Genomic DNA, 13,847 nt, shown 5'->3' with positions numbered 1-13,847 from the left:
AACTCTGGATGGTGACTGACCAGCTCATACAGGCACAGCATCCCCTCCTGGTCCCAGTCCTCTTTCTCCCACAGATGTAAATGGTATTCTTTGCGGCACTTATGGACAATCCCCTTGCTTTCTTCGTATAGTTCTTTCAGATTCATAGACCTCTCCTTTCTGCATTTAGTTTAACAAAATGCGCGAGCCCCTGAGTCTACTTTCTCTATTCTGTACTTCTCGCTACCTCAACTGCATACAAAAAGAGAGGCCCTGCCTCTCTGGGTTATAATTCTGCAATTTGGTTGAGATTCACTTCTGCAATCGTGTCATTACCAAACATAGAGATAATCATCTTCACTTTGTTGTTATCAATTTCAGTAATTTTACCTGTATAGTCTGCAAAAGCGCCATCAATGATGCGGACTGTCTGGCCGACTTCAACGTCAATATCAAACTCTTGAACGGTTTGTCCCATAGAAACCAGAATATCACGGATTTCCTGTTCCAATAGCGGAGTTGGTTTTGATCTGTTACCGTGTGAGCCGACGAATCCTGTTACGTTAGGTGTGTTTCGAACAACGAACCACGCTTCATCGGTCATGACCATTTCTACAAGGACATAACCTGGAAAGCGATTCTCTTCGACTTCCTTTTTCTTTCCATTTTTCTCAACTTGCACGGTTTGTGTTGGAATCTCAACACGTAGAATATTATCCAACATGTTATATGTTTGCGCACGTTGCAATAGATTTTCTTTTACCTTATTTTCATAGCCAGAATAAGTTTGTAGAACAAACCATCCCTTGTCAAAACTATCCATGATATTTCCTTTCATACATATGATAGAAGAAAGTTAGCAGAACTTCTCCACTTTTCTTCTAAAAAATGTTAATAAATCGAATCAGACCTGATACAATCAACTGGTCAAAAATGTAAATGATGACCACAAAGAAGGCTGTGTATTCCATAATAGAGCGAAAATCTCTCCAGCTTTCTTTGCGAGTCGGCCATGTTGTTTCTTTAAGAAGTTTAAAAATATCCTTAATAAAGCCCATCGTTCTCTCCTATCTCGTTTCTCTATGTGTCGTATATTTTCCACAATGTTTACAAAATTTATTTACTTCTAGTCGTGTTGGCTTGGGGTTCCCACTAATTTTAATCGAATAATTTCTTGAACCGCAAACTGCACAAGCTAGGCTTGCTTTTTTTAGTGCCATAACGCCTCCATCTTATCTATTATAACAAGAAACCTAGGCTTTGACAAGACTCTTAACGAAAGAGATTGACGAAAGAGTCCCAGATTGTCTGAGCTTTTTCTTTTATCTTTGCATTCGAAATCGCACGTCCCGCTTCGTCTACAAGATTTTGAGCACGACTACGAATATCTCCTAGCGGATCCTCGGACTGGTTTGTCTCATTTTCAATAGCTTGTTTTTTAGTATTTTCTGGCGCAATGCCATTCTGCTTATAGGCATTCTCAACTGTAAAAGTGCTACCTGGAGTGTAAGGCAAAATGGTATTAGCCATACTTCTAAAGACATGGGCTGCTCCATTGGAGGTCGACCCTGCTAGATAATGATTCTCATCTGTTGTTGGGAAGCCGAGCCAGTGGCTGATTATAACATCCGGAGTATAACCAATCACCCACTGGTCACTAGTATATACTGAATTAAAAGCAGCCTCAGTAGTACCTGTCTTTCCAGCCATGACATAATCTGCTGGCGACGAACTAATTCCTGTACCATTTGTAAAAGTACCCAACATCATACTGGTCATTTTATCAGCTACTGACTTATCTAGCACGCGTTTTTGAGAGTTTGCATGACTCTTGATGACTTGCCCACTGGCATTTTCAATACGAGTAATAAAATGGGCTTCAGGCATCAGACCTTCATTAGCAAAGGCTGCATAGGCTTGCGCCATCTGGAGAGGATTCGTCTCCACACCTCCACCAAGAGCAACTCCAAGAACTCGGTCAACTTTTTCCATATTCAGGCCAAATCTCTCCCCAGCGTCAAAAGCTTTGTCAATACCTAATTCATTTACAGTCGCAACAGCTGGTAGGTTGAGTGATTCTGCCAAGGCCTGATACATAGGTACTTCTGGAGATGTCTTAATACCTGCATAGTTGTCTACTTGATAACTGTTGTACTGCATGGTATGGTTGTCCAGTTGCTTGTTCAGAGCCCATCCGGCTTCCACAGCTGGAGTATAAACCACTAAAGGTTTGATAGTTGAACCCGGGCTACGCTTAGACTGAGTAGCATAGTTGAAATTACGGAATCCTGATTTGTCATCACCAGCTACGCGACCGACAACTCCACGCACCCCACCTGTTTTAGGCTCTAGAGCAACACTACCTGATTCAGCATGCGTTCCGTCTTCTGCCGTTGGAAATAGCGAAGTGTTTTCATAAATAACCTGCATGTTTGCTTGATAGTTTTGGTCAAGTTCCGTATAGATTCGATAGCCGTTGTTGACAATCTCTTCTTCTGTTAGATTGTACTTGGATACTGCTTCGTTGACTACTGCGTCAAAATAAGATGGGTAACGATAATCAGAGATCTTTCCCTCATACTTATCTTGCAGTTGAGAAGCCATATCTACTCCAGCCGCTTCGGTCTCTTGATTTTTATCAATATAGCCCGCTGCAACCATATTTTGCAAAACAGTGTCCCTACGGTTGGTCGAAGTCTCAACAGAATTTAATGGATTATACAATTCTGGTCCCTTGAGCATCCCTGCTAGAGTGGCCGCCTGATCAAGCGATAGTTGTGAAGCCGGTACACCGAAATATTTCTTACTTGCATCTTCAACACCCCATACCCCATTTCCAAAGTAGGCGTTATTGAGGTACATAGTAAGGATTTGCTCCTTGCTGTATTTCTTTGTCAACTCTAATGCGAGGAAAAACTCCTTGGCCTTCCGTTCAACGGTTTGGTCCTGAGACAAATAGGCATTTTTTGCCAACTGTTGAGTGATGGTAGAACCGCCTCCAGAACGACCTGCTGTGACAATAGCTAAGAAGAAACGACCATAGTTAATCCCGTCATTTTTATAGAAGGAACGATCCTCTGTCGCAACGACAGCATTCTGCAAGTCTTTGCTGATATCTGTCAACTCAACATAGGTTCCCTTTTGACCTGATAGGGCTCCTGCCTCTTTTTCTTCGCGGTCAAAAATCAGAGTTCGCGTTTTCAGGGCATTTTGCAAGTCATTGACATTGGTAGACTTGGCTATCGCAAATAGGTAGGTTCCTACTAGCAAACCAGCACTTAACCCTAAAATGATGACAATCTTTGTCAGATGATAACGGCGCCAAAATTTCCGAATTGGGCCTACTTGGGACAATTTTTTTCTATCGCTCCGTGAACGACGCATGCTAGTCGAATCAGATCCCGCTGATTCATTCGTTTCTTTTTTAAAGAGAGAAAGAAACTTCTCTAATAATTTATCTAATTTCATGCGTTTATTTTATCATCTTCACCATAGGAACTCAAGAATTTAGCTACTCCCTATCCAAATAGGGCTTTTTTTGTTACAATATCTATATGCAATTCACATTTACATTACCCGAATCCTTGCCTCAAATGACGGTCAAGCAATTCCTAGAGGAACAACTCCTCATTCCTAGAAAAATCCGCCATTTTTTGAGAATAAAGAAGAATATCTTAATCAATCATAAACAAGTTCACTGGAACGAGATGGTCAAACCAGGTGACATTTGTCAGTTGACTTTTGACGAGGAAGATTATCCCAAAAAAGAAATCCTTTGGGGTAACCCGGACCTCGTTCAAGAGATTTATCAAGACCAACATCTCATTATCGTCAACAAGCAAGAAGGAATGAAAACTCACGGAAATCAACCTGATGAAATTGCCCTTCTCAACCATGTCTCTGCCTACGTTGGCCAAACCTGTTATGTCGTTCATCGCTTGGACATGGAAACAAGCGGTTTAGTGCTTTTCGCTAAAAATCCTTTTATCCTTCCTATTCTCAATCGTTTATTGGAGAAAAAGGAAATTGCTCGTGAGTACTGGGCACTCGTAGAGGGGCAAGTAGAGAGTAAAGAACTTATCTTCCGAGATAAAATTGGTCGTGATCGACACGATCACAGAAAACGAGTAGTAGATTCTAAAAATGGGCAACAGGCTGAAACGCATATCAGTCGATTAAAGCAATTTCCAAACAAGACTTCTCTGGTTCGTTGCAAGTTAAAGACTGGTCGAACGCATCAGATTCGTGTTCACCTCTCTTATCACAAGCATCCTATCCTAGGCGATCCTCTCTATAACTCTAGATCAAAAGCAAGCCGGCTGATGCTCCATGCCTTCCGACTATCCTTTACCCATCCACTCACCTTAGAACAATTGAGTTTTACTGCCTTCTCGGATACTTTTGAAAAAGAATTAAAAAAGAATGGATGACACTATCATCCATTTTATATATATAAAAAGCAAGACCAAGCGGCCTTGCTTTTATCGACTCAAGAATTATTTAGCGATTTTTGCAAAGTATTCAAGAGTACGTACAAGTTGTGCAGTGTATGACATTTCGTTGTCGTACCATGATACAACTTTAACCAATTGTTTACCGTCAACGTCAAGAACTTTAGTTTGAGTTGCGTCAAACAATGAACCGTAAGACATACCTACGATATCTGAAGATACGATTGGGTCTTCAGTGTATCCGTATGATTCGTTTGAAGCTGCTTTCATAGCTGCGTTCACTTCATCAACAGTAACGTTCTTTTCAAGAACTGCTACCAATTCAGTAACTGATCCAGTTGGAGTTGGAACACGTTGTGCAGATCCGTCAAGTTTACCGTTCAATTCTGGGATTACAAGACCGATAGCTTTAGCAGCACCAGTTGAGTTAGGAACGATGTTTGCTGCACCAGCGCGAGCACGACGAAGGTCACCACCACGGTGTGGTCCGTCAAGGATCATTTGGTCACCAGTGTAAGCGTGGATAGTAGTCATCAATCCTTCTACAACACCGAAGTTGTCTTGAAGAGCTTTAGCCATTGGAGCCAAGCAGTTTGTAGTACATGAAGCACCTGAGATAACTGTTTCAGTACCGTCAAGAACGTCGTGGTTAGTGTTGAATACAACTGTTTTAACGTCGTTTCCACCAGGAGCAGTGATAACAACTTTTTTAGCTCCGCCAGCGTGCAAGTGTTTTTCAGCCGCTGCTTTCTTAGCAAAGAAACCAGTTGCTTCAAGAACGATTTCTACACCGTCAGTAGCCCAGTCGATTTGTTCTGGATCACGTTCAGCAGAAACACGGATGAATTTACCGTTAACTTCAAATCCACCTTCTTTAACTTCTACAGTACCGTCGAAACGACCTTGAGTTGTGTCGTATTTCAACAAGTGTGCAAGCATAACTGGATCTGTAAGGTCGTTGATGCGAGTAACTTCAACACCTTCTACGTTTTGGATACGGCGGAAAGCAAGACGACCGATACGTCCGAAACCGTTAATACCAACTTTAACTACCATTAGTGATTTCCTCCTTATGAAAATCCTGAAAATTTTATTGTGAAAAGAGTAACTTGAATCACTACAAATCACCTTTCAACATTATTATTATATAACTATTTAAGTAGAATTGCAAGTACGGGCGTTGTTTTTCTCTCTTGCTTTTCTACTTTTCAATCCCCTTCATTCAGCTAAGTTTTTATTTCTAGGATCTTCTATCCTATCCGCATAATCTTCTCTTCTCATAGTTCAACTCTAACTTCAGAAATAGGACTATGAAAAGAGACAGGATTACTCCTGCCTCTAGGCTGATAAACGATTATTTACGACGTCCTGGACGTTCTGCATAGCCATAGTAAGCATCTGCCATAATTTCTTCCATGTCGGCTACCATTGGCAAGCGTGGGTTAGCAGGAGAACATTGGTCTTCATAAGCAAGTAAAGCAATTTCATGCAAGCTGTCTTTCCAAACTTTTTCATCGATTCCTTGATCCTTGAAGTTCATCTTGATACCTACTGCAACACCAAGTTCATAAACAGCTTTAGCGTATGCTTCAACCGCTTCTTCTGGAGTTGAGTGAGGCAATCCAAGCATTTTCGCGATGTCTTGGAATTTTTCATCAGCTTTCCAGTAGTTGTACTTAGGCCACGTAGTCGTCTTAGATGGACGAGTTCCGTTGTAACGGATAACGTATGGAAGCAAGATTGCATTTGTACGTCCGTGAACAGTATGGTGAACTCCACCGATCTTGTGGGCCATTGAGTGGCTCATACCAAGGAAGGCATTGGCGAAAGCCATACCAGCCATTGTAGATGCATTATGCATTTTTTCGCGAGCTTCTGGGTCAGCTGTCTTAACAGATTTTTCCAACCATTCAAAGACAAGCTTGATAGTTTGAAGTGCAATACCGTCTGTGTAGTCGTTAGCAAAGTTTGAAGTGTAGGCTTCAGTAGCGTGAGTCAAGACGTCCATACCAGTATCAGCAGCGATGAAGTCAGGAACTGATTCAACCAAAGCAGGGTCAACAATGGCAATAGTTGGTGTCAATGAGTAGTCAGCCAATGGGTATTTACGGTTGTTTTTCTTATCAGAGATAACGGCAAATGGTGTTACTTCTGAACCTGTACCAGAAGTTGTTGGGATACCGATGTATTTCGCTTTCTTACCAAGTGATGGGAAGCGGAAGGCACGTTTACGGATATCCATGAATTTTTGAACCAAGTCACGGAAGTCAATTTCTGGTTGTTCGTAGAAGAGCCACATTACTTTGGCCGCGTCCATTGGAGAACCACCACCAAGAGCGATGATAGTGTCTGGTTCAAATGCTTTCATCACTTCAGCACCACGTTCTACAGTTGTGATGTCTGGATCTGGTTCAACATCTGAGAAGACTTGGATTGTCACACGGTTGTTACGTGCGTTCAATTGATCGATAACACGTTGAACAAAACCAAGTTTTTCGATAGATTTGTCTGTAACGATCATAACGCGTTCAATATCTTCACAAGTTTGAAGGTATTGGATAGAATTGCGTTCGAAGTAAATTTTTGAAGGAACTTTAAACCATTGCATATTATTTCTACGTTTCCCTACTTTCTTGATGTTTAGGAGGTTAATAGCGCTCACGTTATCACCAACTGAATTACGTCCGTATGAACCACATCCAAGTGTCAATGATGGAATGAAGGCGTTGTATACGTCACCGATACCACCGAAAGTAGATGGAGAGTTCCAGATAATACGCATTGCTTTGATTTCTGTACCAAAGCGTTTAGCAAGAGCTTCGTCTTTTGTATGGATAGCTGCTGAGTGACCAAGTCCGTTAAACTCAACCATTTGACGAGCTTTTTTAAGACCATCTTCTGTATCTTCAGCTTTTAGAACAGCGATAACTGGTGACAATTTTTCACGAGTCAATGGTTCTTTCGGTCCTACTTCTGCACATTCTGCAGCCAAGATGTTTGTTCCTTCTGGAACGCTAAATCCTGCTTGTTCAGCAATCCATGCTGCTGGTTTACCAACGATGTTTGCATTTAGTTTAGCACCTGCACAGTTTTTACTGTTAGCTTTCACACCGAAACAGAATTCTTCAAGAAGGGCTTTTTCTTTTTTGTTGACAAAGTAAGTATGGTATGATTTGAATTCTTCTACAAATTCGTCATACACTTCTTTATCAATGATAACCGCTTGTTCTGATGCACAGACCATCCCATTATCAAATGATTTAGACATAACGATGTCATGAGCAGCTTGACGAAGGTCAGCAGATTTTTCTACATAGGCAGGAACGTTTCCGGCACCTACCCCAAGAGCTGGTTTCCCACATGAGTAAGCCGCCTTAACCATGGCATTACCACCAGTTGCAAGGATAGTTGCAACACCTTCGTGGTTCATAAGCGCTCCAGTTGCTTCCATAGATGGTTCTGTAATCCATTGAACACAGTTTTCAGGTGCTCCAGCCGCAATAGCTGCATCACGAACGATTTGTGCTGCGTGAGCAGAAGATTCTTGAGCTGATGGGTGGAAGGCGAAAACGATTGGATTACGTGTTTTCAAAGCAATCAATGATTTAAAAATAGCTGTTGATGTTGGGTTCGTTGTTGGAGTGACACCACACACTACACCGACAGGTTCTGCAATTTTAGTCAAGCCTGTAACTGGATCATCTTCGATAACTCCAACAGTTTTAACACCACGCATATTATTCACAACGTGCTCACAGGCAAAAAGGTTTTTTGTAGCCTTGTCTTCAAATACACCACGACCAGTTTCTTCAACTGCATGTTGAGCAAGAATTCCGTGCGCATCAAGAGCTGCAACTGAAGCTTTCGCTACGATGTAGTCAACTTGCTCTTGATTCAACTTGCGCATTTCATCAAGCGCAACCAAGGCTTTTTTCACTAACCCGTCGACATGCTTTTCAGCAGCGAGTTGTTTTTCCTCAGGTGTTAACGTTTTTTTATCAGCCATATTGTCCTCCATAGCCTTCAAGGATTTAATCCTTTGTTAATTTTTTCACAATTTTATTATAACTCTTTTTCAAGACTTTGTAAACCGTTTCATAAGCATTTCACAAAGAAATTTTATGATATTGTGAATTCTTTCTCAATATACCTGCAAAATAGAGTTTTGTATGGATGATTGTGAAATTATGAAAAATATTTTTTTATTTCACAAAGTTTTTCTAATTGATAGTTATTTATCGAAGTCGTGTTCGGAAAGCGCTTTCTTTTTTGTTTTTGAGAAAAGTCCCCTAATCTGGAGACTATTGTTTTTGTTGAAAGACGCCTTGTTTAAAGCTGCCTTCATAGACAACTTCCTGCTCGGTAGTCAACTTCCCTTGACCTTCAGCCTGGCCATTTACAAAATCACCTTCATATTTCCAGCCATCTTTTGATTGGAAAGTCCCTTTTCCATTAAAGGCTCCATTATTGAAATCACCTGTATATTGGTCTCCATTTTCAAAGGTCAGGGTTCCTTGACCATTCATTTTCCCTCGTACCAAGGTACCATCATAAACAAGCGCACCACCATCAAGTGTCAGGACGCCCTTTTTTGGTGTGTTTAGTAGAAAAACTGACACGGCGCAGATAGCGATTAGAAGGACTGTTACAATCTCTATACGTGAGCGAGTTAGATAAACTCGATATTTCTCGAAGATTTCTTTAAGCTTTTCCATTGTCACTCTCATTTTCTAAACGTTCTAGCCAGCTTTGGCAGCCACTTGTGATGCGCGCATAGGTTTCCTCAAAATCTCCTGTGTACCATGGATCTGGGACACTTTCAGATGCAAAAGAGTAAATTTTGTACTGTAGTTCCTGAGGACACATTTGACGCAGATCTGAAACGTTTGAAGCATCCATACCGATAATGTAATCAAACGATTCAAAGTCCTCTCTGCCAATCTGAAGCGATGTTTTATCTTTATCATACGGGATCTGATATTGCTGGAAAATTCCTTGCGTTCCCTTATGAATCGGATTACCATGTTCCCACGATGACGTTGCCCGGCTCTCAATCTGGTAATCACTCGTCATGGACTTCATCACAAACTCTGCCATAGGGCTGCGACAGATATTTCCTAGGCATACAAATACTATTTTTTTCATCCCTTTTCCTCTTGTCTCATAGAAAAACGGGAGTGACAGGTCCCGTTTTATTCTTCGATTACTCCGCTTTCGTCGATAACTGCCCCTTCTGGTGTCACAGCTTCTTTGAGTGGCAAAACAGTCTTAATCGCAGCCAATTCAAAAGTCAAATAAACGCCATCTACATCCAGTACGATTGTTTTCTTCTCAGTATCTACTTCATCCACTGTTCCGTAGAGTCCGCCGATTGTGATCACTTCATAGCCTTTTTGAAGCTTGTTCAAGCTTTCCATACGCTTTTGTGCTTGTTTCTTTTGAGAACGTTGCATAAAGAACATCAAGGCAAACATACCTACAAGCATGATCACAAATGTTAAATTTGGACTAATATTTTCCATAGTATTTTCTCCTTTGTATTTTACATAGGACTACTATATCAAATTTCAGCTACTTTTACAAGATTGTGCCTTGTTTTTATGGTTATAAAAAAATCAGAGTTTTCACTCTGATTTTTGTGATTATTTCAAGTTTTGAACGACTTTGACTAGATTTTCAACTGTAAATCCGTACTCTGCCAATACTTTTGGTGCTGGGGCAGAAGCTCCGAAGGTATCAATACCGAGAACGGCACCATCAAGACCAACATACTTGTACCAGTTTTGAGTTGCGCCCATTTCGACTGCAACACGACGGCGGACTGCATTTGGAAGGATTTCTTCCTTGTAAGCTGCATCTTGTGCGTCAAAGACATCTGTTGATGGCATGCTAACTACACGGACTTTTGCGCCTTGGCTAGCCAAGTCTTTGGCAGCTGCGACAGCCAAATTCACCTCTGAACCTGTTGCAATCAAGATTGTATCAAAGTCTGCTGCATTTTCATAGACGACATAGGCACCTTTCGCAACTTTGTCAAAGTCTGTTCCTTCTTCGACAGTCAAGTTTTGACGTGTCAAGACAAGGGCAGTTGGTGTTTTTTCGCTTGTCACTGCAAGGTACCAAGCCGCTTGAGTTTCACGCGCATCTGCTGGGCGGAAAACATTCAGATTTGGCATAGCACGGAGACCAGCTAAGTGTTCAACTGGTTCGTGAGTTGGACCATCTTCACCAACCGCAATAGAGTCATGGGTGAAGACATAAGTCACAGGAAGTCCTTGCAAGGCTGACAAGCGGACAGCTGCTTTCACATAGTCAGAGAAGACGAAGAAAGTACCACCGTATACACGAAGTCCACCGTGAAGGGCCATCCCGTTTAAAATCGTTCCCATTGCAAATTCACGAACACCAAACTGAATGTTGCGGTTCAAGCGATTAGCGTCGTCTTGAAGTCCGTCCGTTTTGATATAAGTCATGTTTGAGTGAGCAAGGTCAGCTGATCCACCTAAGAAAGTTGGTAACTTGGCAGCTACAACGTTCAAAGCATCTTGACTTGAATTACGAGTTGCTTGAGAGAAACCATTTTCTAAGGCTGGGAAGTCTGCTGGAGTCACGTCGACTGGATCACGTCCGTCAATGATAGCTTCTACTTCTGCAGCAAGTTCGGGATAAGCTTCTTTATAATCAGCAACTAGTTTTGTCCAAGCTTGATAAGCTGATGCACCACGGTCTGCAACATTTTCCTTGAAATCAGCATAAACTTGCTCTGGAATTTCAAATGGTTCATAGTCCCAGCCGAGCGCTTGGCGAGTTGCTGCAGTCTCATCTGCTCCAAGAGGAGCACCGTGTACTGCATTGGTTCCTTGTTTGTTTGGAGAACCGTATCCAATCACAGTCTTCACTTCGATCAAAGATGGTTTTCCTGAAGCTTTGGCTGATTCGATAGCAGCATGGATTGCTTCCAAGTCTGTTCCATCTTCAACCAAGGCTGTATGCCAACCGTAGGCGTTGTAACGGTCACGAACACTTTCTGTAAAGGAATCCTTTGTCTCACCATCCAAGTTGATGTCATTTGAATCATACAGAACCACCAACTTGTCAAGTTTTTGCAAACCTGCGTATGAAGCTGCCTCACTTGAAACACCTTCCATCAAGTCTCCGTCTCCACAGATCACATAAGTATAGTGGTCAAAGATATTGAAGCCTTCGCGGTTATACTTCGCTGCAAGGAAACGTTCTGCTTGGGCAAAACCAGTAGCAGTAGAAATCCCTTGTCCTAGAGGACCAGTTGTAGCGTCAACCCCTGCTGTATGCCCAAATTCTGGGTGACCTGGTGTTTTTGAACCCCATTGGCGGAAGTTCTTGACTTCATCCATACTGACATCTTCAAAACCAGAAAGGTGAAGAAGAGCATAAAGAAGCATTGAACCATGTCCTGCTGAAAGAATAAAGCGATCACGGTTGATCCAGTTTGGTTGAGCTGGATTGATACGAAGTTGTTTTGTAAAGAGGCTATAGGCCATTGGAGCAGCCCCCATAACCACCCCTGGGTGACCTGAGTTTGCTTTGTTGATGGCGTCAATACCTAGAAAACGAATTGCATTAACAGATAGATTTGACATAGAATTTCCTTTCTCTTTGAGGTGATTAGTAGTTCACACATTCTATTTTACTATTATATGAAAAAATGCATAGAATAGCAATAAAACAATTTGCGTTCATCTAACACATTTGATTTTCTATCCCCTCGTCACCTCATAGTAAGGCAACAATCGAGTATAAGCGTCTTCTAGCTTCTCCAATATCGCTTCTACTGACTGATTTTCAATGAAGGAAACATCTGACTTGACCAAAACTTTACGGAATTCCTGATTTCGCACTTTCTCTCGTAAGGTACGACGATTTTCTTCTGTGGCTTCTACCTTTTGATTCTGGTCGTCGGTATATACTAGATAATACATTCCTTCTACCGGTGAAATATCTAAAACCTTGGCTTGTTTGCCCAGAGTCTGCTCATCTTTCTTGCGCTCGATGAAACTGACTTCTAAGGAAATACCAGAGTCTGAGGGATTTCCATACAAACGCAAGGCCATCATAGGTTCTGTCACTTCTCCGTCTCTCTGTAGATAGGCCCAGAAATGTGGTCGCAAGCGTTGCGCTTGATTCATCCACTGACTAGTTTGTTGCAGTTGCCATTCTGGATGCTTTTCTTGGAAGGCCTTGGCTAAGCCCGTAAAAGCCTTGCGAGCCCCCTGCCCTTTGTGGCGCAACGCCAGCATCTTCTCTCGCTCATCTCCAGCCTTATCTGGATGACGATATTGGATACCTGCATAAGATAGATAGTTCCTGATTGCTTCCATCATCTGTTTCTTCTCCTTTTTCTAACAAAAAATCAGGACAAGCCTGATTTTGTTTATTCTGTATCTACGACTACATAGCGATTTGGCTCATCACCCTCAGAATAACTCGTCACGCCATCCATGCGTGAAATAATGCGATGAATAATCTTGCGTTCGCTATTCGACATTGGATCTGTTTGTTGACTTCGACCTTCTTCTAGAACACGAGTCGCCAATTTTTGAGCGTAGGTTTGCAAGACTTCTGCACGGTGTTCAACGTAATCATTGACGTTGATTGTGATATAGAACGTTCTCGAATAGCGATTGTAAAGGTAGTTTTGCGCCAAAAGCTGAAGTGCTTTCAATACTTTTCCGTGGTAGCCGATAATACGACCTGGTTCATTGGTATCGATTTGAAGATTAATCGTGCGACGATTGTAGTCGCTTGAAATCGTCCCTTCAACATCCATATCGTCCACAATGGTTTGAACATAGTTAGCCACTTGAGTTGCTACTTGTTCGATGTCATAACTCGGCTCCACCTTCAAACCTAGATCTTCCAAAGACTGGCTTTCTACCGATTCTGACATAGATACAAATTCTTCACACTTTGCTGGGTCTTCCACTCCAGTATCTCCGATCTGCAATTCATTTAAAATCGCGATGTGACCTGTTTCTTCTAAGATCGTGCTAGCATGTTTCTCATTTTTCAAGATTTCAGCCTTGATTTCATCAGAAACACCCTGACCTTCCTCTTCTATTTTTTTAATCGCCTCAACAACGTGACCAAGATCAACTGTCGCCTCTGTTACTGTCTTAACAGGTTCGTTTTGTTCATTGATTTCTTTCGGAACACCTTTTACAGCTTGTTGATTGGCCTTAATCACAGTCGTCTCACTAATCGCCTCAATATCAACTTGAGCTGGTTTTTTCCCAAATAAGCCTAAAAAACCTTTCTTCTCTTTGGACACGACCTTGATGTGAGTCTTCATTCTCGGAATACCTAACTCTTTCAATCCTTTCTGGATTGCTTCTTCAACAGTTGAACCTGTAAATAATACCATTATCAGATTCCTCCTTA

Annotated in this window: 13 protein-coding genes and 1 pseudogene; 1 reads left to right on the top strand and 13 read right to left on the bottom strand. The window is 41.8% G+C overall.

Going from position 1 to position 13,847, the window contains the following annotated elements:
• The 5 genes and pseudogenes from MK403_RS08450 to pbp2a all read right to left on the bottom strand — a co-directional run.
• A pseudogene (locus MK403_RS08450) lies at positions 1–146 on the bottom strand (sigma-70 family RNA polymerase sigma factor); the annotation flags it as partial.
• Positions 147–265: 119 nt separating this feature from the next.
• Entirely contained in the window at positions 266–802 is a 537-nt protein-coding gene (nusG, locus tag MK403_RS08445) for a transcription termination/antitermination protein NusG (protein WP_000376732.1), read from the bottom strand.
• 58 nt (positions 803–860) lie between these two features.
• Positions 861–1,037, bottom strand: coding sequence for a preprotein translocase subunit SecE (gene secE, locus MK403_RS08440; protein ID WP_000505776.1), 177 nt, complete (start codon positions 1,035–1,037; stop codon positions 861–863).
• A 9-nt stretch (positions 1,038–1,046) separates the two neighbouring features.
• The gene (rpmG, locus tag MK403_RS08435; protein WP_001809375.1) at positions 1,047–1,199 is read right to left on the bottom strand and encodes a 50S ribosomal protein L33; all 153 of its coding nucleotides are present in this window, start codon (positions 1,197–1,199) and stop codon (positions 1,047–1,049) included.
• Positions 1,200–1,251: 52 nt separating this feature from the next.
• Positions 1,252–3,447 carry a penicillin-binding protein PBP2A gene (gene pbp2a, locus MK403_RS08430; RefSeq protein WP_000762657.1) on the bottom strand — a complete coding sequence of 732 codons (2,196 nt, stop codon included), beginning with the start codon at positions 3,445–3,447 and terminating at the stop codon, positions 1,252–1,254.
• Positions 3,448–3,533: 86 nt separating this feature from the next.
• Here pbp2a and MK403_RS08425 point away from each other — a divergent pair, with 86 nt between their 5' ends.
• A complete protein-coding gene (locus tag MK403_RS08425; RefSeq protein WP_268709590.1) occupies positions 3,534–4,409 on the top strand; it encodes an RluA family pseudouridine synthase in 876 nt (291 codons plus the stop codon).
• A 66-nt stretch (positions 4,410–4,475) separates the two neighbouring features.
• Here the strand turns inward: MK403_RS08425 and gap are convergent, their stop codons facing one another.
• The 8 genes from gap to jag all read right to left on the bottom strand — a co-directional run bounded on the left by gap (position 4,476) and on the right by jag (position 13,830).
• On the bottom strand, positions 4,476–5,486 hold the full coding sequence (gap, locus tag MK403_RS08420; RefSeq protein WP_084946770.1) for a type I glyceraldehyde-3-phosphate dehydrogenase: 1,011 nt from the start codon (positions 5,484–5,486) through the stop codon (positions 4,476–4,478).
• Between the two features lie 298 nt (positions 5,487–5,784).
• Positions 5,785–8,436 carry a bifunctional acetaldehyde-CoA/alcohol dehydrogenase gene (adhE, locus tag MK403_RS08415; RefSeq protein WP_268709589.1) on the bottom strand — a complete coding sequence of 884 codons (2,652 nt, stop codon included), beginning with the start codon at positions 8,434–8,436 and terminating at the stop codon, positions 5,785–5,787.
• A 295-nt stretch (positions 8,437–8,731) separates the two neighbouring features.
• Positions 8,732–9,145 (bottom strand): MORN repeat-containing protein, encoded by a 414-nt coding sequence (locus MK403_RS08410; protein WP_268709588.1) that lies wholly within the window; start codon positions 9,143–9,145, stop codon positions 8,732–8,734.
• Positions 9,132–9,575, bottom strand: a complete 444-nt coding sequence (locus tag MK403_RS08405; RefSeq protein ID WP_268709587.1) for a low molecular weight protein-tyrosine-phosphatase — start codon at positions 9,573–9,575, stop codon at positions 9,132–9,134. The genes MK403_RS08410 and MK403_RS08405 overlap by 14 nt, the downstream gene beginning before the upstream one ends.
• A gap of 47 nt (positions 9,576–9,622) precedes the next feature.
• A complete protein-coding gene (yajC, locus tag MK403_RS08400) occupies positions 9,623–9,943 on the bottom strand; it encodes a preprotein translocase subunit YajC (RefSeq protein WP_268709592.1) in 321 nt (106 codons plus the stop codon).
• Between the two features lie 129 nt (positions 9,944–10,072).
• Positions 10,073–12,049: a transketolase gene (gene tkt / locus MK403_RS08395; RefSeq protein WP_268709586.1), complete on the bottom strand. Its 1,977-nt coding sequence runs from the start codon at positions 12,047–12,049 to the stop codon at positions 10,073–10,075.
• A 117-nt stretch (positions 12,050–12,166) separates the two neighbouring features.
• Entirely contained in the window at positions 12,167–12,790 is a 624-nt protein-coding gene (locus MK403_RS08390) for an HI_0552 family protein (RefSeq protein ID WP_268709585.1), read from the bottom strand.
• Positions 12,791–12,840: 50 nt separating this feature from the next.
• Positions 12,841–13,830: an RNA-binding cell elongation regulator Jag/EloR gene (jag, locus tag MK403_RS08385; protein WP_268709584.1), complete on the bottom strand. Its 990-nt coding sequence runs from the start codon at positions 13,828–13,830 to the stop codon at positions 12,841–12,843.
• Positions 13,831–13,847: the final 17 nt, after the last annotated feature.

The sequence above is a fragment of the Streptococcus oralis genome, assembly GCF_026782285.1.
Classification (GTDB): Bacteria; Bacillota; Bacilli; order Lactobacillales; family Streptococcaceae; genus Streptococcus; species Streptococcus oralis_CG.
Note: the sequence above shows the minus strand (reverse complement) of the source record. Positions and strands in the feature narration are given on the sequence as shown.